The sequence below is a fragment of the Zeimonas arvi genome, assembly GCF_008039575.1.
Lineage (GTDB): Bacteria > Pseudomonadota > Gammaproteobacteria > Burkholderiales > Burkholderiaceae_E > Zeimonas > Zeimonas arvi.
In genome coordinates this window covers 372,942-394,183 of the sequence record NZ_VDUY01000001.1, presented here as the reverse complement: position 1 = coordinate 394,183, position 21,242 = coordinate 372,942, and the positions used below count along the sequence as shown (strand labels likewise).

Annotated in this window: 19 protein-coding genes; 14 read left to right on the top strand and 5 right to left on the bottom strand. The window is 70.8% G+C overall.

The annotated features are described in order from the left end of the window. Nucleotide 1: 1 nt before the first annotated feature. Entirely contained in the window at nucleotides 2-379 is a 378-nt protein-coding gene (locus FHP08_RS01830; protein ID WP_147702589.1) for a ribonuclease domain-containing protein, read from the top strand. A gap of 13 nt (nucleotides 380-392) precedes the next feature. Next, the gene (locus tag FHP08_RS01825; protein ID WP_225878997.1) at nucleotides 393-818 is read left to right on the top strand and encodes a barstar family protein; all 426 of its coding nucleotides are present in this window, start codon (nucleotides 393-395) and stop codon (nucleotides 816-818) included. Between the two features lie 97 nt (nucleotides 819-915). Here FHP08_RS01825 and FHP08_RS01820 read toward each other — a convergent pair whose 3' ends face one another. Next, nucleotides 916-1,650 carry a 16S rRNA (uracil(1498)-N(3))-methyltransferase gene (locus tag FHP08_RS01820; RefSeq protein WP_187272126.1) on the bottom strand — a complete coding sequence of 245 codons (735 nt, stop codon included), beginning with the start codon at nucleotides 1,648-1,650 and terminating at the stop codon, nucleotides 916-918. A gap of 49 nt (nucleotides 1,651-1,699) precedes the next feature. Continuing rightward, a complete protein-coding gene (gene speE / locus FHP08_RS01815; protein ID WP_147702586.1) occupies nucleotides 1,700-2,950 on the bottom strand; it encodes a polyamine aminopropyltransferase in 1,251 nt (416 codons plus the stop codon). A 288-nt stretch (nucleotides 2,951-3,238) separates the two neighbouring features. Here speE and tkt point away from each other — a divergent pair, with 288 nt between their 5' ends. From tkt to FHP08_RS01765, 10 genes are all read left to right on the top strand, one after another. Next, nucleotides 3,239-5,311, top strand: a complete 2,073-nt coding sequence (gene tkt, locus FHP08_RS01810) for a transketolase (protein WP_407703955.1) — start codon at nucleotides 3,239-3,241, stop codon at nucleotides 5,309-5,311. 45 nt (nucleotides 5,312-5,356) lie between these two features. Further along, a complete protein-coding gene (gene gap / locus FHP08_RS01805; RefSeq protein WP_147702585.1) occupies nucleotides 5,357-6,367 on the top strand; it encodes a type I glyceraldehyde-3-phosphate dehydrogenase in 1,011 nt (336 codons plus the stop codon). 7 nt (nucleotides 6,368-6,374) lie between these two features. Then, nucleotides 6,375-6,692: a DUF7693 family protein gene (locus FHP08_RS01800; RefSeq protein WP_147702584.1), complete on the top strand. Its 318-nt coding sequence runs from the start codon at nucleotides 6,375-6,377 to the stop codon at nucleotides 6,690-6,692. A gap of 8 nt (nucleotides 6,693-6,700) precedes the next feature. Next, nucleotides 6,701-7,879: a phosphoglycerate kinase gene (locus FHP08_RS01795; protein WP_147702583.1), complete on the top strand. Its 1,179-nt coding sequence runs from the start codon at nucleotides 6,701-6,703 to the stop codon at nucleotides 7,877-7,879. Between the two features lie 114 nt (nucleotides 7,880-7,993). Continuing rightward, entirely contained in the window at nucleotides 7,994-9,433 is a 1,440-nt protein-coding gene (gene pyk, locus FHP08_RS01790) for a pyruvate kinase (RefSeq protein ID WP_147702582.1), read from the top strand. A 425-nt stretch (nucleotides 9,434-9,858) separates the two neighbouring features. Further along, on the top strand, nucleotides 9,859-11,181 hold the full coding sequence (hisD, locus tag FHP08_RS01785; protein ID WP_147702581.1) for a histidinol dehydrogenase: 1,323 nt from the start codon (nucleotides 9,859-9,861) through the stop codon (nucleotides 11,179-11,181). 17 nt (nucleotides 11,182-11,198) lie between these two features. After that, on the top strand, nucleotides 11,199-11,981 hold the full coding sequence (locus FHP08_RS01780) for an SDR family NAD(P)-dependent oxidoreductase (RefSeq protein ID WP_147702580.1): 783 nt from the start codon (nucleotides 11,199-11,201) through the stop codon (nucleotides 11,979-11,981). Nucleotides 11,982-11,992: 11 nt separating this feature from the next. Next, on the top strand, nucleotides 11,993-13,012 hold the full coding sequence (locus FHP08_RS01775) for a LacI family DNA-binding transcriptional regulator (RefSeq protein WP_147702579.1): 1,020 nt from the start codon (nucleotides 11,993-11,995) through the stop codon (nucleotides 13,010-13,012). A gap of 153 nt (nucleotides 13,013-13,165) precedes the next feature. Beyond that, a complete protein-coding gene (gene fba, locus FHP08_RS01770; RefSeq protein WP_147702578.1) occupies nucleotides 13,166-14,230 on the top strand; it encodes a class II fructose-bisphosphate aldolase in 1,065 nt (354 codons plus the stop codon). Nucleotides 14,231-14,291: 61 nt separating this feature from the next. Beyond that, entirely contained in the window at nucleotides 14,292-15,797 is a 1,506-nt protein-coding gene (locus tag FHP08_RS01765) for a M20/M25/M40 family metallo-hydrolase (RefSeq protein ID WP_147702577.1), read from the top strand. A 620-nt stretch (nucleotides 15,798-16,417) separates the two neighbouring features. On the opposite strand, the gene FHP08_RS01760 is transcribed toward FHP08_RS01765, so the two are convergent. Genes FHP08_RS01760 through FHP08_RS18535 form a run of 3 tightly spaced genes read right to left on the bottom strand, consistent with a single transcriptional unit; the run spans nucleotide 16,418 to nucleotide 19,313 of the window. Then, nucleotides 16,418-16,729, bottom strand: coding sequence for a YdhR family protein (locus FHP08_RS01760; RefSeq protein ID WP_147702576.1), 312 nt, complete (start codon nucleotides 16,727-16,729; stop codon nucleotides 16,418-16,420). Continuing rightward, entirely contained in the window at nucleotides 16,726-18,006 is a 1,281-nt protein-coding gene (locus FHP08_RS01755) for a cytochrome-c peroxidase (RefSeq protein ID WP_147702575.1), read from the bottom strand. The genes FHP08_RS01760 and FHP08_RS01755 overlap by 4 nt, the downstream gene beginning before the upstream one ends. Before the next feature lie 11 nt (nucleotides 18,007-18,017). Next, nucleotides 18,018-19,313, bottom strand: coding sequence for an amidohydrolase family protein (locus FHP08_RS18535; protein ID WP_222707794.1), 1,296 nt, complete (start codon nucleotides 19,311-19,313; stop codon nucleotides 18,018-18,020). 173 nt (nucleotides 19,314-19,486) lie between these two features. Here FHP08_RS18535 and otnI point away from each other — a divergent pair, with 173 nt between their 5' ends. Both otnI and FHP08_RS01740 read left to right on the top strand, forming a co-directional pair. Further along, nucleotides 19,487-20,263, top strand: a complete 777-nt coding sequence (otnI, locus tag FHP08_RS01745) for a 2-oxo-tetronate isomerase (protein WP_147702574.1) — start codon at nucleotides 19,487-19,489, stop codon at nucleotides 20,261-20,263. Between the two features lie 79 nt (nucleotides 20,264-20,342). Next, entirely contained in the window at nucleotides 20,343-21,242 is a 900-nt protein-coding gene (locus FHP08_RS01740; protein ID WP_147702573.1) for a phosphoribosylaminoimidazolesuccinocarboxamide synthase, read from the top strand.

Genomic DNA, 21,242 nt, shown 5'->3' with positions numbered 1-21,242 from the left:
CATGATCTGGCGACGCCTTCTCTCTCTCTGCCTTCTCGTTCTCGCGCTCGCTTCGGGTGCGTGCTCCCCGCGCGTCGATTCCGGCCCCGCCGGCAGCGAGATCTCGCTCGAGGCCTTGCCGGCCGAGGCGCAGGCCACCTACGCGCTGATCCGGCGCGGAGGGCCGTTCCCGTACTCGAAGGACGGCACGACCTTCTTCAATCGCGAGGGTTTGCTTCCGGCGCGGCCTCGTGGACACTACAAGGAGTACACGGTGCCCACGCCGGGGTCGCGCGATCGCGGCGCCCGCCGCATCGTGGCGGGCGGCGACCCGAAGGCCTCCGGCGACTTCTGGTACACCGAGGATCACTACCGCAGCTTCAGGCGGATAAGGGAGTGAGAAGATGGGTGCGTTGAGCAACATCCCGCCTCATGCCGTATTGCCGCTGGGCGCCTACGACGGCGACTCACTGAAGCGAGCGGCCGAGCGCGCCGACCAGCGCCTGCTCGCGGTGGACCTGTCCGGCGCCACCGACCGCGATTCGGTGATGGGGGCGATCGCCGATGCCTTCGCGCTCCCCCCGTACTTCGGGCGCAATCTCGACGCGCTCTACGACTGCGTCACCGACCTGCAGCCGCTTGCCGATGCCGAGCACCCGGGTTTCCTGGTGATCCTCCAGAACCTTCCCGACACGCGGAGCTTCGGGCGCGAACAGCGCGACGCGCTGCTCGATGTGTTCCGCGACGCAGCGGACTTCTTCTACGATCGCGACACTGCGTTCCGGGTGTTCTATTCGGTGGCCGGAGCGTCGAGCGACCGGGCGGCCGGCCGGGCCTGAGCGCCCACTGATCGGGCGCGTTTCCTCTGAGCGCCCGCGCGCCGGGCGCGTTTCCTCTGAGCGCCCGCGCGCCGGGCGCGCCTCCTCTGACCGCCCCTCAGAAATCGCCGGCGAGCGCCTGCAGCGCTGCGATCGCGGCCAGGCCGGCAGTCTCCGTGCGCAGGATTCTCGGGCCCAGCGACACCGGCAGGAAGCCGGCCGCGATCGCGAGCGCCAGTTCGGCCTCGCCGAAGCCCGACTCGGGGCCTGCCAGCAGGGTCACCGAGTCGCCGCGCGCCACGCCCGCGGCCGACAGCGGCACCGACGCCCCCGGCGCGAGCACCAGGCGGCGGCCCGGCACGCTGTCGCCGATGAACGCACGCAGCGATTCCAGCGGATGCAGTGCCGGCAGCCAGGCGCGGCCGGACTGCGCGCAGGCCGACTCCACGATCCGCAGCCAGTGATCGTGCTTGCGGGCGGCGCGCGATGCGTCGAGCCTGACCTGGGAGCGATCGGACTCGAGCGGCACGATCGCGCGCGCGCCGAGCTCGACCGCCTTCTCGATCGTCCAGTCCATCCGCTCGGCGCTCGACAGGCACTGGGCCAGCGTGATCGACAGCGGGCTCTCGGTCTCGCGTGACAGGCGCTCACCGAGCAGGAGCGCGCTGCGCCTCGGGTCGGCCTCGGCGATCGTCGCGGCAAAGACGCTGCCGGTGCCGTCGAAGGCCTCAACGCGTTCGCCGGCCCTCAATCGCAGCACGCGAACCAGGTGATGCGAGCGGCGCTCGTCGAGCACTACCCGGTCGCCGGGGGCGCAGGCCCCGGCGTGGCCGTCGAACAGGACGCGGGTCATCTCGGTCCGGTCGCCTCGATGCCGGCTTCGGCGCGCTCGCGCGGGCCGGTCAGCCGACCAGCTTGCGAAAGAAGTTGGGCAGCGCGAACAGCGCGCGATGCACGTCGCCGTTGAAGTACTGCAGGTCGCCGATCCTGCGCTCGGCCAGCCGGCGTTCGACCACATCGGGCTCGATCGCCAGCGGATCCAGCGCGTCGGAGGCGCAGGCCATCCCCCAGTAGGCGCCGTAGAGCGGCACGTAGAGGCCGAAGGGCCGCACGATGCCGAACACGCCCGACAGGTGGGAGACCAGTTCGCGGACTCGCGCCGGGTTGTAGACCGGCGAGCCGATGTGCAGCGTGAGCGCGCCGCCGGGCGCGAGCGCTCGCTTCACCAGGCGGAAGAACTCCGGCGTGTACAACTGGTGCGCCGGCGTGTCGGGGTCGGTCAGGTCGAGCACGACCAGGTCGAAGCGCTCGCCGTCGGGCTGCCCGGCCAGGCGCTCGACGTACTTCCAGCCGTCGCCGATCTCGACCGTCAGGCGTGGGTCATCGAACACGCCGTGGTGCACGCCGGCGAGGTGCTCGCGGGCGACCCGGACCACCTCGGGGTCGAGTTCGGCCATGACCACCCGCTGCATCGACGGGTGCTTGAGCAGCTCCTCGCTCGAGCCGCCGTCGCCGCCGCCGATGACCAGCGCGGAACGAGGCGCGGGCTGCGCGATCGCTGCCGCGTGCACGATCGGCTCGTGGTAGAAGAACTCGTCGCGCTCGGAGGTCATGTAGCAGCCGTCGAGGCGGAACAGCTTGCCCCATTGCGGCGTGTCGAAGACCTCGAGCATCTGGTAGGGCGTGCGGACCGTCTCGAGCCGGCGCGTTGCCCGGAAGCCGTAGGCCGAATCGGCGTTGAGCCACTCGAGCAGCAACTCGTCGGACCGCGTCTCGGGATCCTGCGAACCGCGAAGGATGCGGTTGGTGCTCTGCTGGCGCGGCGCGAAGGCCACGATCAGGTCGTCGAGCAGCTGCTCGGCCCTGTGCGAGTTGTCGGTCGAGAAGTTGCAGACGTAGACGTCGAGCGTGACCCCGCCGCGCTCGGGCCAGGTGTGCACCGCCAGGTGCGACTCGGCCAGCAGCGCCGCGCCGGTGACGCCGCCAGGCTGACCTTCCCACTCCGGAAAGGTGAAGTATTTTTCGTCGACGAGCGTGAGGCCCGCGCTTGCGACCGATTGCCGGCACAGTCCGGCGAGCGTTTCCGCGTCGATCAGCAGGGAGGCCTCGCATTGGCATCCGTACAGATCGGCGGTCAGATGCAATCCCTGCATGTTTCGACCAACCCCGTCCTGGTTTCCTAGCCCGCTCGCCGCAGGCATGACGCCGCGCCGATATGCCGGACCAATGGAAAGGTGGTGGGCCCGCCGCCGACAAGCCGATTCCTGGGCGGGCCCCAAAAACTTTTGATTCTATCAAATCCGTGTGTCGCGCCACAGTCACGGCCATGGCCCCTTTGGTAGAATCGCCGGTTTGGATTCGCGCGTCGAGGCGTGTGCCGGGCGGCGCCGATTCCCGGTGCCGGATGGCGCCGACTCCTTCTCCCGACCAAGGACCGAGGCATGGGCAACTCCGAACGCGCAGACCAGTCGAACCGCCAGTCTCCGGGGGGCGTTCCGGCCTCGGCGATGGCCAACGCGATCCGCGCGCTGTCCATGGATGCTGTCCAGCAGGCCAACTCGGGGCACCCCGGCATGCCGATGGGCATGGCCGAGGTCGCCGTCGCGCTGTGGTCGCGCCACCTCAGGCACAACCCGGCGAACCCGGCCTGGGCCGATCGCGACCGCTTCGTGCTGTCCAACGGCCACGGCTCGATGCTGCTCTACTCGCTGCTGCATCTCACCGGCTACGCGCTGCCCGTCGACGAGCTGCGCAACTTCCGCCAGCTGCACTCGCGCACGCCGGGGCACCCCGAGGTCGGCGTCACGCCCGGCGTGGAGACCACCACCGGGCCGCTCGGCCAGGGGCTGGCCAACGCGGTGGGCATGGCGCTGTCGGAGAAGATCCTCGCCGACCGCTTCAACCGCGACGGCTTCCCTGTCGTGGACCACTTCACCTGGGCTTTCGCCGGCGACGGCTGCCTGATGGAAGGCATCTCGCACGAGGCCTGCTCGCTGGCCGGCACGCTCAGACTGTCCAGGCTGGTGGTGCTGTACGACGACAACGGGATCTCGATCGACGGCCAGGTGCGGCACTGGTTCTCCGACGATACCGCGCGCCGCTTCCAGGCCTACGGCTGGCACGTGATCCCCGACGTCGACGGGCACGACGTCGAGGCGCTCGACGCGGCCATCGCCATGGCCCGCGACTGGGGCTCGAACGGCCGCGACGGCGTCTTCGCGCCCACGCTCATCCAGTGCCGCACGCACATCGGAAAGGGCTCGCCGAACCGCGTCGACTCGGCCAAGGCCCACGGCGAGCCGCTGGGCAAGGACGAGATCGCGGCCACCCGCGCGGCCATCGGCTGGCCGCATGCGCCCTTCGAGGTCCCTGCCGACGTCTACGCGGCCTGGGACGCCCGCGAAGCCGGCGCGGCGCGCGAGGAGACCTGGCAGAAGCTGTTCGAGGCCTATGCGGCCGAGCACCCGGCCGAGGCCGCCGAATTCGAGCGCCGCATGCGCGGCGAGCTGCCGGCCAGCTTCGACGACGCGCTCGAGGCGGCGCTCGCCGAGGCGCTCGCCAAGGGCGAGGCCATCGCCACCCGGAAGGCCTCGCAGAACGCACTGAACCACTTCGGGCCGGCCATTCCCGAACTGGTGGGGGGCTCGGCCGACCTGACCGGCAGCAACCTGACCGATTTCAAGGGCGCGGGCGCGCTGCGCGCCGACGCGTCCTTCGCCAACGCCCGGCACATCAACTTCGGGGTGCGCGAGTTCGGCATGAGCGGCATCCTCAACGGAATGGCCCTGCACGGCGGCTTCATTCCCTACGGCGGCACCTTCCTAACCTTCTCCGACTACGCGCGCAACGCGCTGCGCATGGCGGCGCTGATGAAGCAGCGGGTGGTCTACGTCTACACCCACGACTCGATCGGGCTGGGCGAGGACGGCCCGACCCACCAGGCGGTCGAGCAGGCCTCGTCGCTGCGGCTGATTCCCAACATGGATCTCTGGCGGCCCTGCGATCCGGTCGAGAGCGTGGTGGCCTGGTCCGAGGCGATCTCGCGCCGCGACGGCCCCAGCTCGCTGCTGTTCTCGCGCCAGGCGGTGCCCTTCGTGACCCGCTCCGAGCGTCAGGTCGACGCGATCCACCGTGGTGGCTACGTGCTGCGCGACGCCGAAGAGGCGGCGGCGGTCATCATCGCCACCGGCTCCGAAGTCGGGCTCGCGCTGGCCGCGCGCGAGCTGCTGGCAGCCGATGGCATCGCGGTGCGCATCGTCTCCATGCCGTCCACCACCGTGTTCGATCGCCAGGAAACCGCCTGGAAGAGCGTGGTGCTGCCCGAAGGGCTGCCGCGCGTCGCGGTCGAGGCCGGCGTCAGCGACTTCTGGTGGAAGTACCGCTGCGACGCGGTCGTGGGCATCGACGCCTTCGGCGAGTCGGCGCCTGCCGGCGCGCTGTTCCAGCACTTCGGCTTCACCGCCGAGAACGTGGCCGACACGGTGCGCGAGGTCCTGCGCCGGCGCGCCGGCTGAGCGCCGCTTCCGAACGAATCCATTCAACCTCCCGGGAAAACTGCCATGACCATCCGTGTTGCGATCAACGGCTACGGCCGCATCGGCCGAAACATCCTGCGCGCCCACTACGAGGGCGGCAAGAAGCACCCGATCGAGATCGTCGCGATCAACGACCTGGGCGACGCGAAGATCAATGCGCACCTGACCCAGTACGACACCGCGCACGGCCGTTTCCCCGGCACCGTGTCGGTCGACGGCGACTCCATCGTGGTGAACGGCGACCGGATCCGCGTGCTGTCCAATCGCAACCCGGCCGACCTGCCCTGGGGCGAGCTGGGGGTCGATGTGGTCCTCGAGTGCACCGGCTTCTTCACCAGCAAGGAGAAGGCCTCGGCGCACCTGAAGGGCGGCGCGAAGAAGGTCATCATCTCGGCGCCGGGCGGCAAGGACGTCGACGCCACCGTCGTCTACGGCGTCAACCACGGCGTGCTGCAGGCCTCCGACACGGTGATCTCGAACGCCTCGTGCACGACCAACTGCCTGGCACCGGTCGCCAAGGTGCTGCACGAGAAGATCGGCATCCTCAACGGCCTGATGACGACGATCCACGCCTACACCAACGACCAGGTGCTGACCGACGTCTACCACGAGGACCTGCGCCGCGCGCGCTCGGCCACGATGTCGATGATCCCGACCAAGACCGGCGCGGCCGCCGCGGTCGGCCTGGTGCTGCCCGAACTGAACGGCAAGCTCGACGGCTACGCGATGCGCGTGCCGACGATCAACGTGTCGATCGTCGACCTGTCCTTCGTCGCCGCGCGCGACACGACGGCCGACGAAGTCAACGCGATCATGAAGGCGGCGGCCGAAGGCTCGATGAAGGGCGTGCTCGCGTACAGCGAAGCGCCGCTCGTTTCGGTCGACTACAACCACGACCCGGCGTCCAGCACCTTCGACGCCACGCTCACCAAGGTCTCCGGCCGGCTGGTCAAGGTCAACAGCTGGTACGACAACGAGTGGGGCTTCTCGAACCGGATGCTCGACACCACGGTTGCCCTGGTCAACGCCAGGTAAGCCCGGCGTGGCGGGGCATCTGGCGGCCGCCGAAGCGGCGGCCCTGATCCGCGAGCTGCTGGCAGGCACGCGGGCGCTGCGGCGCGCCGGCACCGGCCGGCCGCTGGTTTCCGTGGCGGTCGGCGAATGGGCGGTCGAGGCTGGCGACGCCACCCTCGTCTTCTTCGTCGACAGCGCCAGCATCGACCATGTCGCCCGGATCCGGCTGTCCGACGGCCGCGAGGCCGGCTTCGCCGACTGGCTGTCGCGCGATGGCCGCAATCCGCTCGAGTTCCTCGACGACGGGGAGCTGGTCGAGCTGGAGCAGAGGCTGCACGAACTGTGAGTGATGCGATGCGATTCAAGCGACTCGAAGACCTGGACCTGAAGGGCAAGCGGGTGTTCATCCGCGCCGACCTGAACGTGCCGCAGGACGACGCCGGCGCGATCACCGACGACACCCGCATCCGCGCCTCGGTGCCCGCCATCCGCCACTGCCTCGACGCCGGCGCGGCGGTGATGATCACCTCCCACCTGGGCCGGCCCATCGAGGGCGAGCTGCGCGACGAGGACTCGCTCGCCCCGGTGGCGCGGCGGCTGGGCGAGCTGCTCGGCCGGGAGGTCAGGCTGGTGCGCGACTGGGTCGACGGCGGGTTCCAGGTGGCGCCGGGGGATCTGGTGCTGCTCGAGAATTGCCGGGTCAACAAGGGCGAGAAGAAGAACGACGAGACGCTTTCGCGCAAAATGGCCGCGCTGTGCGACGTCTACGTGAACGACGCCTTCGGCACCGCCCACCGCGCCGAGGCCACCACGCACGGCATCGCGAGGTTCGCGCCGATCGCCTGCGCCGGCCCGCTGCTGGCGGCCGAGCTCGACGCGCTGGGCCGCGCGCTGCACGAGCCGAAGCGGCCGCTGGCCGCGATCGTGGCCGGTTCCAAGGTCTCGACCAAGCTCACGATCCTGAAGTCGCTGGCGGCCAAGGTCGACCAGCTGATCGTGGGCGGCGGCATCGCCAACACCTTCATGCTCGCGGCCGGCCTGCCGATCGGCAAATCGCTCGCCGAGCGCGAGCTGGCCGGCGAGGCGAAGGCGATCATCGACCTGATGGCCGCGCGCGGCGCGCAGGTGCCCATCCCGGTCGACGTCGTCTGCGCCAAGGAGTTCTCGGCCAGCGCTGCCGCCACCATCAAGGCCGCGACCGAGGTGGCCGACGACGACCTGATCCTCGATATCGGACCGAAGACCGCGGCGATGCTCGCCGAGCGCCTCGGGCAGGCCGGCACCATCGTCTGGAACGGCCCGGTGGGCGTGTTCGAGTTCGATGCCTTCGCCAGGGGGACCGAGGCGGTGGCGCGCGCGATCGCCGGATCGCCGGGCTTCTCGATCGCCGGCGGCGGCGACACGCTGGCCGCGATCGCCAAGTTCGGCGTCACCGACCGGGTCGGCTACATCTCCACCGGCGGCGGCGCCTTCCTCGAGTTCCTCGAAGGGCGCGAACTGCCCGCGGTGGCGGCGCTGGCCGAGCGGGCCTGACGCGCCCGGCGGGCGATGCCCCGCCGGGGCGTTTCCTTGTCATGCGCAGCGCGCGGCCTCTCGGGTAGGATGAACGGCAAACCCGCTTCATCACAACGACAAGGCTGCGCCTCAATGTTCACTCCCGCGCCCCGCGCCACGAAGATCGTCGCCACGCTCGGCCCGGCGTCGAGCGACCCCGCTGTCCTGGAGAGAATGCTGCGGGCCGGGGTCGACGTGGTTCGCGTCAATTTTTCGCACGGCACGGCCGACGAGCACACCCGGATCGTCAACCTGGTCCGCGAGACCGCCCAGCGGATCGGCCGCGGCGTGGGCGTGCTGGCCGACTTGCAGGGCCCGAAGATCCGCGTCGGCAAGTTCGCCGACGGCAAGGTCGAGCTCGTCGACGGCGACCGCTTCACCTTCGACATCGACTGCGAGCTCGGCGACCAGGGCAGGGTGGGGCTGGACTACCCCGAGCTGGTCAACGACGTGAAGGCCGGCGACACGCTGCTGCTGAACGACGGCCGGATGATGATGAAGGTCGACCGGGTCACCGCGACCACCATCGAGTGCACCGTCACCCAGGGCGGCACCCTGTCCAACCGCAAGGGCATCAACCGCCAGGGCGGCGGGCTGTCGGCGCCGGCGCTCACCTCCAAGGACATGGAGGACATCAAGACCGCGGTCGCCTTCAAGGCGGACTTCATCGCGGTGTCCTTCCCGAAGAACGCGGCCGACATGTACATGGCCCGCGAGCTGGTGCGCGCCGCCGGCGGCAAGGCACTGATGATCGCCAAGATCGAGCGCTACGAGGCGATCGGCAACCTCGAGGAGATCCTGAAGGCCTCCGACTGCATCATGGTGGCGCGCGGGGACCTCGCGGTCGAGGTCGGCGACGCCGCGGTGCCGGCGCTGCAGAAACGCATGATCCGCATGGCCAAGGAGCTGAACCGGGTCACGATCACCGCGACCCAGATGATGGAGTCGATGATCGAGGCGCCGGTGCCGACCCGTGCGGAGGTGTCGGACGTGGCCAACGCGGTGCTCGACGGCACCGACGCGGTCATGCTGTCGGCCGAGACCGCGGCCGGCAAGTATCCGGTGGAGACCATCGAGGCCATGGCCCGCGTGTGCGTCGAGGCGGACCGCTCCGAGATCGTGTCCTTCGACGCCGCCTTCCTGCACCGGACCTTCTCGCGGATCGACCAGTCGATCGCGATGAGCGCGCTGTTCGTGGCCCACCACATGAAGGTCAAGGCTGTGGTGTCGCTGACCGAGTCGGGCTCGACCGCGCTGTGGATGTCGCGGCTGGATTCCGGCGTGCCGATCTATGCGCTCACTCCGCTCGAGTCGAGCCGCCGGCGCATGTGCCTGTATCGCGAGGTCCATCCGCTGCTGATGAACTACCACGCGCAGGAGCGCGAGGCGCTGCTGCTCGAGGCCGAGCAGAAGCTGCTCGAGGCCGGCATCGTGGAGAAGGGCGACCTGATCGTGCTGACGATCGGGGAGCCGATCGGGAAGTCGGGGGGGACGAACACGCTGAAGATCGTGCGGGTGGGCGAGCACCACTGACCCGCCTGACCCCGGGTGCGGCTTGCGCCCGGGCCGGCGGGCGGGCAGGCCGATGCCGGGCAGGGTGCTGCGGCCCCGCCGTTGGCGGGGCTTCCCTCGCCCACCTCGAAATCTCGCACCCGCCTCGTAAGGGGCTTCGCCCCTACGAGCGGGTCCCGCGAGATTTCTTTCGGTGGCGCGCGGCTTGCACACTGCCCGGCATCGGCCTGCCCGCCCGCCGGCCCTGGAGCGGTCGGCTTGCGCGAGGGGGTTCGCGCGGGTCGCTTCGCTCCCGCGGCGGCCCTCCGATCGAGTCTCTCACCGGCCTGGCGGTCAGCGGAGGCGCTGGTATTGCCGATTGGGCGGATCGTGGCTAACATCCGGATTTGCAAACGTATGCAACGGGGCTGGCAGTGGCCGGGCCTCGACTCGCAGGAGCAGTCAACATGGCAATCCGTTACCTGAAACGCGGCAAGGATGCCGCGGCGATCTCCGAGGCGGACGCCAAGGTGCGCGCCACGGTCGAGGCGATCGTCGCGGACATCGAGAAGCGCGGCGACGAGGCGGTGCGCGAGTACTCGCGCAAGTTCGACAACTGGGACCCCTCGGAGTTCCGGCTCTCGCAGGCGCAGATCGAGCAGGCGATCGGGCGGCTGTCGGCGCGCGAGATCGAGGACATCCGCTTCGCGCAGAAGCAGATCCGGAACTTCGCGCGGATCCAGCGCGAGTCGATGACGGACGTCGAGGTCGAGACCATGCCGGGCGTGGTGCTCGGCCACCGGCACATCCCGGTCAACGCGGTGGGCTGCTACGTGCCGGGCGGCAAGTACCCGATGATCGCCTCGGCGCACATGAGCGTGCTCACCGCCAAGGTGGCGGGCGTGAAGCGGATCGTTTCGACCGCGCCGCCTTTCCAGGGCGAGCCGCATCCGGCGATCGTGGCGGCCATGCATTTCGCCGGGGCCGACGAGATCCTCGCGCTGGGCGGCGTGCAGGCGGTCGCGGCCATGGCGATCGGCACGAAGGCGATCGCGCCGGTCGACATGCTGGTCGGCCCGGGCAACATGTTCGTGGCGGAGGCCAAGCGGCAGCTCTTCGGCCGCGTGGGCATCGACCTGTTCGCGGGGCCCACCGAGACGCTGGTGATCGCCGACGACTCGGTCGATGCCGAGATGTGCGCGGTCGACCTGCTCGGGCAGGCCGAGCACGGGCCGACCTCGCCGGCCATCCTGCTCACCGACAGCGAGGCGCTGGCGCGCGAGACCATCGCCGAGGTCGATCGGCAGCTCGGCATCCTGCCCACCGCCGACATCGCCCGCGTGTCCTGGGCCGAGCATGGCGAGGTGATCGTCTGCGACACGCGCGAGGAGCTGCTCGCGAAGGCCGACGAGCTGGCCTTCGAGCACGTGCAGGTGATGACCCGCGATCCGGACTTCTTCCTGCGGAACATGACCAACTACGGCGCGCTGTTCCTCGGGCCGCGCACCAACGTGAGCTTCGGCGACAAGGTCATCGGCACCAACCACACGCTGCCCACCCGACGCAACGCGCGCTACACCGGCGGCCTTTGGGTCGGCAAGTTCCTGAAGACCTGCACCTATCAGCGGGTGACGACCGACGCCGCCTCGACGCTGGTGGGCGAGTACTGCTCCCGGCTGTGTCACATGGAGAACTTCGCCGGTCATGGCGAGCAGGCGAACCTGAGGGTGCGGCGCTACGGCGATCGCGGCGAAGTGCCCTGGTACCAGCCGGTGCCGGCGCTCGATTGAGCCGCGGGGCGTCGGCCATGAAGGCATCCGCCGTGCCTGCGCTGCCGGTCACGCCTTCGTTCCGGCTCGACGGCCGGCGCGCGCTCGTGACCGGCGCGGGCCGCGGCATCGGCCTGGCCGCCGCGGTGGCCCTGGCCGACGCCGGCGCCGAGCTCACGCTGGCCTCGCGCACGCAGGCGGACCTCGATGCGCTGGCCGAGGCGATCCGCGGCCGCGGCGGGCGCGCCGACACCCTGGTGCTGGATGTGACCGATTCGGCCGCGGTGACCCGCGCCTTCGCCGGCGCGCGCCCCTTCGAGATCCTCGTCAACAACGCGGGCACCAATCGGCCGAAGCCGATGACGGAGACTTCCGACGAGGACCTCGACGCGGTCGTCGACCTGAACCTGAAGGCGGCTTACCGGGTCGCGCGCGAGTGGGCGCGGGCGCTGCTGGCGAGCGGCCGGGGTGGCAGCCTGATCAACGTCTCCTCGCAGATGGGGCACGTGGGCGGACTGAACCGCACCGTGTACTGCGCGACCAAGCACGCGATCGAGGGCTTCACGAAGGCGCTCGCCTGGGAGCTCGGCTCGGCCGGCATCCGCGTGAACTCGCTGTGCCCGACCTTCATCGAGACCGAGCTGACGCGGCCGATGCTGGCCGACCCGGCCTTCGTGGCCTACGCCGCGCCGCGGATCGCGCTCGGCCGCTTCGGTCGGCTCGAGGACATCATGGGCGCGGTGCTCTTCCTGGCCAGCGACGCTTCGGCGATGGTGACCGGCTCGGCGCTGATGATCGACGGCGGCTGGACCGCGGCCTGAGCGCGTCGGGCATGGCCAGGGACAGGCGGCACGGCGCGGTCACTTCGCTCGACGTGGCGCTGCTGGCGGGCGTCAGCCAGTCGGCCGTCAGCCGCGCGTTCACGCCGGGGGCCAGCGTGGCCCAGGCGACGCGCAAGCGCGTGTTCGAGGCGGCTCGGGAACTCGGCTACCGGCCGAACGCGATCGCGCGCACGCTGATCACGCGCCGCTCGCGGATCGTGGCGATGGTCGTCTCCTACCTGGAGAACCCGTTCTATCCGGCCATCGTCGAGCGGATGTCGCAGCGGCTGCAGCGCGACGGCTATCACCTGCTGCTGTTCATCAGCGACACCGAGGCCGCCGATGCCCTGCTCGAGCAGCTGATGCAGTACCAGGTCGACGGGATCGTGCTGGTCAGCGCGACGCTGTCGTCGGCGCTCGCCCGGGAGTGCGCGAGGATCGGTGTTCCGGTCGTGCTCTTCAATCGCGTGGACGCGATCGGCAACGTCAGCGCGGTGGCCTCCGACAACGTCGAGGGCGGCCGGATCGCCGCCCGCGCGCTGCTCGACACTGGCCACCGGAACCTCGCCTTCGTGGCCGGGCTCGAGAACACCTCGACCAGCCGCGACCGCGAGGCGGGCTTCCGGGAGGAGCTGGCGCGCCATGGCGTCAGCCGCTACCGGCGCGCGGTCGGCCACTACAGCTTCGACGGGGCCCGCAAGGCGGCCAGACGATTGTTCTCGACGGGCCGGCCGCCTGATGCGCTCTTCGTGGCGAACGATCACATGGCGATCGCGGTGATGGACACGCTGCGCCACGAGCTCGGGCTGCGCGTGCCCCACGACGTGTCGGTGATCGGTTTCGACGACGCGCCCCAGGCCGCCTGGGATTCCTACCGCCTCACCACCGTCGAGCAGGCGGTGGCGCCGATGGTCGAGGCCACGGTCGCCTTGCTGATGGATCAGGTCGACCGCAAGTCCGCTTCCGCGCGCCGCGTGGACGTGCCGGTGAGGCTCGTCGTGCGCGATTCGGTCAGGGGGCTGGCGGGCTGACCCGGACGGGCCCCGGCGGGTCCCCCTGCAGGTGTGGCGGAGTTCCTGAGCGCAGGTCGCCGGCTGGGCGATAATCACGGTTTGCCGAGGCGTCGCAGAACGGCCGTGCGGCCGCGGCGCCTCGCCCGCATTCCAATCCGGAGGTCTTCGCAGATGCCCCTCGTTTCCATGCGCCAGTTGCTGGATCACGCGGCCGAGAACGGCTACGGGATTCCCGCCTTCAACGTCAACAACCTGGAGCAGGTCCAGGCGATCATGTCCGCGGCCAGCGAGGTCGACGCGCCGGTGATCATGCAGGCCTCTGCAGGCGCCCGGAAGTACGCGGGCGAGGACTTTCTCAAGCACCTGATCCAGGCCGCGGTGGCGTCCTATCCGAAGGTGCCGGTCGTCATGCACCAGGACCACGGCCAGTCCCCGGCCGTCTGCCAGGGCGCCATCGACCTCGGCTTCTCGTCGGTCATGATGGACGGCTCGCTGAAGGAAGACGGCAAGACCATCGCCAGCTACGAGTACAACGTCGACGTGACCCGCAGGGTCGTCGACATGGCCCACAAGGTCGGCGTCACCGTCGAGGGCGAGCTCGGCTGCCTCGGTTCGCTCGAGACCATGAAGGGCGACAAGGAAGACGGCCACGGCGCGGAAGGCACGATGACCCGCGAGCAGCTCCTGACCGATCCGGAGCAGGCCGCCGACTTCGTGCGCCAGACCCAGGTCGACGCGCTGGCCATCGCGATCGGCACCAGCCACGGCGCCTACAAGTTCACCCGCAAGCCGACCGGCGACATCCTGGCCATCGACCGGATCAAGGAGATCCACCGGCGCATTCCGAACACGCACCTGGTCATGCACGGCTCGTCGTCGGTGCCGCAGGAGCTGCTCGCCGAGATCCGCAAGTACGGCGGCGACATGAAGGAGACCTACGGCGTCCCGGTCGAGGAGATCCAGGAAGCGATCAAGTACGGCGTCCGCAAGATCAACATCGACACCGACATCCGGCTGGCGATGACCGCCGCGATCCGCCGCTTCATGGCCGAGAACCCGTCGAAATTCGATCCCCGCGAGTACCTCAAGCCGGCCCGCGAGGCGGCCAAGGCGATCTGCCTGGCCCGCTACCGCGAGTTCGGTTGCGAAGGGCAGGGCGGCAAGATCCAGGCGGTGCCGCTGTCGACGATGGTCCAGCGCTACGCGAAGGGCGAGCTCGCCCAGGTCGTGGCCTGAGAGGCCTGCGCCGGGCAAGGGGCCGCCGAGCGGCGGCCCGAGGACCATCCGGAGGGAAGCAATGAATCTGGCCGAGGTTCGCGCGCTGCTCGATGCGCGCTGGGAAGACGACCTGGTGCCGCGCCTGGTCGACTACGTGCGGGTGCCGGCGAAGTCGCCGATGTTCGACGCCGGCTGGGCGGCGCGCGGCGAGCTCGGCTCGGTCCTCGACGAGGCCCGCCGCTGGGCCGGGGGCCTGGGCATCGCCGGGCTCGCGCTCGAGATCGTCGCCTTGCCGGGCCGCACGCCCTGCCTGCTGTTCGACGCCCCAGCCACCGGCGGGCTCGGCAACGAGCGCACGGTGCTGTTCTACGGTCACCTCGACAAGCAGCCGGAGATGGCGGGCTGGCGCGAGGGCTTCGGCCCCTACGTGCCGGTCATCGAGAACGGCAGGCTCTATGGGCGCGGCGCGGCAGACGACGGCTACGCGGTCTACGCCGCGCTGTCGGTGCTCCAGGGGCTCGACGCGCAGGGCATCGCGCGGCCGCGCTGCGTGGGGCTGATCGAGACCTCGGAAGAATCGGGCAGCCCGGACCTGCCCGCTTATCTCGAGGCGCTGGCGCCGCGCTTCGGCGACGTGCAGCTCGTGTGCGCGCTCGACTCCGGTTGCGGCAACTACGAGCAGCTGTGGGTCACCAGCTCGCTGCGCGGGCTGGCCGGCGGCACGCTGACCGTCGAGATCCTGCGTCACGGGGTGCATTCCGGCGCTGCCAGCGGCCTGGTGCCGTCGAGCTTCCGGATCGCCCGCCAGCTGCTGTCGCGCCTCGACGATCCGGCCACGGGTCGCGTGCTGCTGCCCGAGCTGCACGCCGGCATTCCGGCCGAACGGCTCGAGCAGGCGCGCCAGGCCGGCGCCATCCTGGGCGACGCGGTCTGGCAGCAGTTCCCGTGGGCCTCCTGCGAGCACCTGCCGCAGCCGAAGGTCGAGGGGCTCGATGCAGCGGCGAGGCTGCGCGCCCAGGCCGCCACGCACGCCGCGCCCGGCCACCTGCAGGCGCAGCCGACCACCACCGACCCGGTCGAGGGACTGCTGAATCGCACCTGGCGGCCGGCGCTGTCGGTCACCGGTGCGGCCGACCTGCCGCTGCCGCGCGACGCCGGCAACGTGCTGCGCCCGCGCACCACGCTGAAGCTCAGCATGCGGCTGCCGCCCACCGTCGACGCCGAACTGGCCACGGCGGCAATGAAGACGGCCCTCGAGCGCGACCCGCCCTACGGCGCCGTCGTGCGCTTCGAGCCCGACCACGCGGCCAGCGGCTGGAGCGCCGCGCCCACGGCGCCGTGGCTGGCCCGCGCGCTCGAGGACGCCTCGCAAAGCGCCTTTGGCCGCCCGGTCGCCTGGATCGGCGAAGGCGGCACCATCCCGTTCATGGCCATGCTCGGCGAGCGCTTTCCGAAGGCGCAGTTCGTCGTCACCGGCGTGCTCGGCCCGCAGAGCAACGCGCACGGGCCGGACGAGTTCCTGCACATCGGGTACGCGAAGAAGCTCTCCGTTGCGGTCGCTTCGCTGCTGACGGCGGTTCGCTGAGCTCTCTCGGTCAGCCTGCGTTGGGCAGCGGGCCGGAGGCGGCCCTGTTTTTCAGGGCTCGAGGCGCTGTCCGCTTCGCGGAAACGCTTGGTCGCGCGGACGTTCAGCCCCGTCGCCGAGCCGAACTCGCTTCCTGCGGTCGCTCGGACATGGCTCGGCTCTCGCTTCGCTCGCCGGGTCTTCACTGCGCTCCCGCGCCAGCGCCAGGAGCCCTGAAAAGCAGGGCCGCCTCCGGCCCGGCGAAGGACCCCGTCCACTCCGCGCGGGCGTCGATCGGCCAGAGTCGAGCGACCACATCGGCTTCGCGAAGTGGCCCGCGTCCGTTGGTCGACGCTCGTGGCGGCGTGTCGCGGCGCCGGTACCGGCCACCTCGAGCGGGATCGGGCTTCGTGTCTTTTCTCCGTCCCGAGGCGCTGGCGCGGGAGCGCAGTGAAGACCCGGCGCGCGAAGCGCGAGCGGAACGCTGTCCGAAGCGCGCCGCAGGCAGGCTGAGTTGCGTTCCGCGACGGGGCTGAGCGGCCGCGCGACCAAGCGTTTCGCCGAAGGCGACAGCGCCTCGGGACGGAGAAAAGACACGGAGCCCGAGCCAAGGCCCGGAGCCCGAGCCCGCCCGCAGACCCTCAGGCGTCGATGATCGCGCCGAGGGCGTTGTCCACCACCAGCGGCGTCTCGAAGTAGCGGATCGTGGGCTCGCTGCCGTACTTCGCGCGGATCCGCTCGCGCCAGGCCTGGTCGTGCGCGCGCTCGGCGGCCTCGCGATTCGGCCACAGGTAGAGCGCGCCGGTCTGGCCGGCCTCGGGGTCGTAGAGGAAGGTCTTGCGGATCAGGTCCGGGTTGCGCCGCCAGTTGGGCGCGACCTCGCGCATGCCTGCGATCACCTCTTCGCGGCTCATGCCGGCCGGCAGCGCGAAGCTGACGAGTTCGCTGATCATTCCTTCTTCTCCTGTCCTTGTTCGTCGCCGGCCTTCGCCGCGGCCGTGCGCCCGACTGGCGCGCCCAGCGATTCGAGGAAGGCGACCAGATCGTCGATCTGCGCGTCGCTCAGCTTCAGCGGCTTCAGCAGCGCTTCGCCGTCGGCGTGGAGCCGGTCGAGGTCGAGCTCCGAATAATGCCTGACCATGTCGCGCAGCGTGGCCAGGCTGCCGTCGTGGGTGTAGGGCCCGGTGGCGGGCAGGCCGCGCAGCGTGGGCGTCTTCCACTCGCCCCAGTTGCGGTGCTGCAGCGCCACGGTGCGGGTGCGCAGCGAGGCGTCGGCCGACCCGCCCGCAGGCGGCTGGTCGTTCCAGCGTCCGGTCAGGTTGTAGGGGTCGGTCTTCAGCCGGCGGATGCCGGCGTGCCTGCCCGGGTCGATGCGGCCGCGCTCGACGAGGAAGGGGCGACCGATGTCGTGGAACTCGCCGTTGCTGAAGGCGGGGCCGGCGTGGCAGACCGAGCAGTTGCCGCGGCCGGTGAAGAGCTTCAACCCGCGCAGGGCGGGTGCCGGGTAGGCGCGCATCGCGGCTTCGTCGCCGCGGGCCAGCGCGTCGCGGAATTCGTCGAAGGGCGTTCGCGGCGACACGAGGGTTTCCAGCCAGGCGGCGATGGCCTTGCCGGCGTAGACCAGCCGGGCCTCGTCCGAAGCTGGCGCCTCGTGTGGGGGCCAGGACGCCAGGCGACCGGCCAGCTCGGGGCGCTCGCCAAGCCGGGCTGCGGCGCTGGCGGCGTCTGCGCCCATCTCGATCGGCGAGAGCATGGGCCGTATGGAGGCCGCCCACAGGCTGTCGGCGCCGCCGTCCCAGCCGAACCAGCGCTGAAGGCTCAGGTCGAGCAGCGCCTGGGTGTTCCGGTCGTGGCGCGCGAGGCCCTGCCCGCGCGGCAGTCCGTCGGTGAAGCCCTTCGCGGGGTCGTGGCAGCTCGCGCAGGAGATCCGTCCGTCGCGCGACAGGCCCGGGTCGAAGAAGAGCTCGCGCCCCAGTGCGATCGCATCGGGGTCGCCCGACAGGCGGTTCGTCGGGTCGCGGCGTGGCTCGGGCGGCCAGGGGCCGTGCGAGAGGATCGTGGCGATCTCGGCCTCGGTGAACCCGGCCGCGATGCCGCCGTCCGCCTGTGCGTGCGCGGGCAGCAGCGGCGCGAGGGCGACGAGCAGCCGCGCAAGCCCCGCTTGCAGCCTCGCGAGCCCGGCAGGCACGGCCGGGAGGGCCGGGAGGGCCGGCACGGCGCGACGCGGCATGCGGTCGCGGCTCAGCGAATCACGATGTCGTCGGCGAAGCGCTCGACGGCATCGCCTTCCCGCGCCTCCACCACCAGCTGCCAGCGCCCGGCCATGTGGAACAGCAGGCCGTCGGCGACCAGGCCATTCGGGCTTTGCGCGAGGCGGGGCGTGTAGTTCATGCCGTGGCGGTGCTCGGGCATCGTGGCGTCGACGCTGAGGCGGGCGCCGGCGCCCGAGGTGGCCCCTGCGCTGGCCCGCGCCTCGGCTTCGGGGCAGAGCCTGGCCAGCAGGCGGAAGGGCTCGCCGAGGGCGATCGCGGCGGGCTCGGTCCGGTAGACCAGCCGTGCCGCCTTGCCCTGCAGGCTGCGCACGCCGTTGCCCGCCTGCGCGCAGGAAGGGGGCTCGGGATTGCCGGCCGCGGGCGCGGGCGCGCCGGCAGGCGGCGGGGATGCGCCGGCAGGCGTGGCCGAGGCCGAGCGGGCAGGCCAGGCCGCGGCGAGCAGGGCCTCGGCGTTGCGCCAGGCGATCCGTTCGGCCACCTCGGCCGGCAGCGTGGCGAGCCAGCCCCGCGCCCACGCGGCGTGCTGCGGGATGTAGAACAGCCGCTCCGGCGTGAAGGTGTCGGTGCCGACCATGAAGCGCTCGGGGAACTCGAGGAAGGCCTCGCGCCAGCCGGGGTCGATCCGCTCGCCCGACGCGTGGTCGCTGCGGAAGGCGAGATCCGCCCACAGATTCGGGTGCGCGCGCAGCATCTCGCGAACGTTCTCCGGCGAATCGAATCCGGCGTGGGCCCAGATGATGCGCGCCTCCGGCCACTGCCGGAACAGCCGCTTGACCGCGTCGGCGTCGGAGTGGGCGTGCAGGATCAGGTCGTGACGTCGGGCCAGCGTGACCATCGCGGTGGGGACCGGCAGGTCGGCGTCGGCGCCGTACAGGTGGAACTCGCCGATCGCCGCGTAGCGATGGCGCGCCAGTCGCTGCTCGAGATAGTCGATCACGGTCGGGTCGCGGAACCAGGTCCCGATCTCGCCGCGCGAGCGGTAGGGGCGCAGGCTGGGCACCACGATGTCGGGCGCGAGCCCCAGGAGTTCCTGCGTGCCGGTGTCGTCGGAGCTCGACACCAGCGCCCGGCGAAGTCCGGCCTGGCGCAGCAGCCCGAGCACCTCGTCGGCCGGCACCGAGGCCACCGCGTCATGGCTGTAGTGCAGATGCATGTCGGCGATCGGCATCGGCGACTGCGCGAAGGCCGCCGCCGGTGCCGCAAGGCTGGCGGCGACCAGGAGCCGGGCCAGCGCACGGGCCGGGGCGGATGGTGAGGCGGGCATCGGCATCGGGCTTTCCGGAAGGGCTGGGACGCCCGGGAATCATCGCGCGTCGCCGGATCCTGGCCCGCAAAGCCGGTGGCTCGATGTCGGGTTTCCCCGTGGCGATGTCGGGTTCAGCCCCGGTTTTGGCCCTAAGATTGCGGCAACAACAGATCCACGCTCCCGGAGCCGTCATGCCTCGTTTCGCCGCCAACCTCTCGATGATGTACAACGAGCACGCCTTCCTGCACCGCTTCGCGGCGGCGGCCGGTGACGGCTTCGCGGCAGTCGAGTTCCTGTTTCCGTACGACCACCCGGCCTCCGAGGTCGCTGCCGCGCTGCGCGGCGCCGGCCTGAAGCAGGTGCTGTTCAACGCACCTCCCGGCGATTGGGCCGCGGGAGAGAAGGGCGTTGCCAGCCTGCCGGGCCGCGAACGCGAATTCGACGAGGGGCTCGACAAGGCGATCGACTACGCCCAGGCGCTCGAGTGCCCGCGCATCCACCTGATGGCCGGGCTGGTCGCGGACGAATCGCGCCGCGCCGAGCAGCACGCGACCTACGTGGCGAACCTGCGTCGCGCGGCGAAGCGGCTGGCGGCCTACGGCCTGACCGGCCTGATCGAGCCGATCAACACGCGCGACATCCCGGGCTTCCTGCTGAACACCCAGGCCGACGCGCACGCGGTGATCGCGGAGGTCGGCGAGCCCAACCTGAAGGTGCAGATGGACCTTTATCACTGCCAGATCGTCGAGGGCGATCTGGCGATGAAGATCCGCAAGTACCTCGCGGGCGTCGGTCACATCCAGATCGCCGGCGTGCCCGAGCGGCACGAGCCCGACCTGGGCGAGCTCAACCATCCCTACCTGTTCGCGCTGCTCGACCAGCTGGGCTACGAGGGCTGGATCGGATGCGAGTACCGGCCGCGGGCCGGCACCAGCGAGGGGCTCGGCTGGCTGAAGGGGCTGCGCTGACCGGGCGGGCGAGCGCCGCCGGTTCGAGGCCGCCGCGGGGCGATCAGGCAAAATGGCGGTTTTTGCCGGAGCCGTACCGATGGCGGCCGTCGTCCACCAGTCTTCGCTTCATTCGCTGCCGCTGCTCTCGCGCGGCAAGGTCCGCGACAACTACGCGGTCGGCAACGACCGGCTGCTGATCGTGACCACCGATCGCCTGTCGGCCTTCGACGTGATCATGTCCGAGCCGATTCCCGACAAGGGGCGGGTGCTCAACAGGATGGCGCTGTTCTGGTTCGATCGCCTGGCCGACGTGGTGCCCAACCACCTGACCGGCGTCGATCCCGACTCCGTGGTGGCGCCCGACGAGCGCGAGCAGGTCCGCGACCGTTCCATGGTGGTCAAGCGCCTGAAGCCGATCCTCGTCGAGGCGGTGGTGCGCGGCTACATCATCGGCTCGGGCTGGAAGGACTACCAGGCCACCGGCGCGGTGTGCGGCATCGCGCTTCCGCCCGGCTTGCAGATGGCCGACAAGCTTCCCGAGCCGATCTTCACCCCGGCGGCCAAGGCCGAGCTGGGCGAGCACGACGAGAACATCGGCTTCGACGACATGGCCGCGCGCATCGGCGGCGAGCTGGCCGAGCGGATCCGCGCGATCAGCCTCGAGCTCTATCGCCGGGCGTCGGGGCATGCGGCCACCCGCGGCATCATCATCGCCGACACCAAGTTCGAGTTCGGCCTCGACGACCGGGGCACGCTGCACCTGATGGACGAGGTGCTCACCGCTGATTCCTCGCGCTTCTGGCCGGCGGACGAATGGCGGCCCGGCGTCTCGCCGCCGTCCTTCGACAAGCAGTTCGTCCGCGACTGGCTCGAAACGGTGCCCGGGTGGAACAAGCGCCCGCCGCCGCCCAGCCTGCCCGCCGACGTGATCGCGCGCACCGCGGCCAAGTACCGCGAAGCGCTGCGCAGGCTCACCGGCATCGAACTGGAAGACTGA